Genomic DNA, 1,226 nt, shown 5'->3' with positions numbered 1-1,226 from the left:
GGAGAGCGGCTGTACCGCACGGGGGACGTGGTGCGGTGGCTGGGGAACGGGACGTTGGAGTTCCTGGGCCGAGCGGACACGCAGGTGAAGGTGCGCGGCTACCGCATCGAGCTGGGTGAAGTGGAAGCAGCGCTGGCCCAGCACAGTGGCGTCAACGAAGCCGTGGTGGTGGCGCGGGAGGATGGAGGCGAAGGAAAGCGGTTGGTGGCCTACGTGACGGCACGGGAGGCTGCCTCGCTGGACGCGGGTGCACTGCGAAGTCACGTGAAGCAGAGGCTACCGGAGTACATGGTGCCGTCAGCGTACGTGGTGCTGGAGTCACTGCCGCTGACGCCGAACGGAAAGGTGGACCGCAAGGCGCTGCCCGTTCCAGAGGCACAAGGCTCGAAGGCTGCGCACTTCGAGGCGCCTCGCACGGTGACTGAGCAGAAGCTGGCGTCCATCTTCGCCGAGGTGCTGAACGTCGAGCGAGTCAGCGTCGACGAAGACTTCTTCGAGCTGGGTGGCCACTCGCTGCTGGCCACGCAGCTGGTCTCGCGCGTCCGCGAGTCCTTTCAGGTGGAACTCCCCCTGAGGGACGTTTTCGAATCGCCGACGGTGGAGAAACTGGCCCTCCGGCTAGGACACGCACAGGTGGGGGGCTTGATGCCCCAGGCGCCACCACTGATGCGGGCACCGCGCCAGGGGGCATTGCCGCTATCGTTCGCTCAGCAGCGACTGTGGTTCCTCGATCAACTGGAGCCTGGCAGCGCCTTCTACAACGTGCCAGTCGCAGTGAGGCTCACAGGCGTCCTCGACATTGCAGCGTTGCGCCGTAGCTTCGATGAGTTGGTCCGCCGACATGAATCGTTGCGAACCACCTTCCGTGCTCAGGACGGGATGCCTGTCCAGATTGTCTCCGACACTGCATCGACCCGGTTGGAAGTCTTGGCGCGCGGAACTCCGGACGACGGTGAAGGAGGGCTGGAGACAAAACGCCTCGTGGAGCGCGAGGCGCTTCGTCCGTTCAATCTGGAGACAGGGCCGCTGCTGAGGGCGGCGCTGCTGAAGGAGGGGGAAGAAGCGCACGTGCTGGTGTTGGTGATGCACCACATCGTGTCGGACGGCTGGTCGATGGGCGTGCTGGTGAGGGAGCTGGTGTCCCTGTACGAGGCGTACTCGGAGGGGCGCGAGTCACCGCTGGCGGAGCTGGAGGTGCAGTACGCGGACTACGCGGTGTGGCAGCG

The 1,226-nt window shown here is 65.4% G+C and carries 1 protein-coding gene; it reads left to right on the top strand.

The features are described from left to right. On the top strand, nt 1–1,226 hold a 1,226-nt coding region (locus BLU09_RS38015), incomplete at both ends, for a condensation domain-containing protein (protein WP_143043295.1).

The sequence above is a fragment of the Myxococcus virescens genome, assembly GCF_900101905.1.
In the GTDB taxonomy this organism is placed as follows: domain Bacteria; phylum Myxococcota; class Myxococcia; order Myxococcales; family Myxococcaceae; genus Myxococcus; species Myxococcus virescens.
This window is presented reverse-complemented; position numbering and strand designations above follow the sequence as displayed.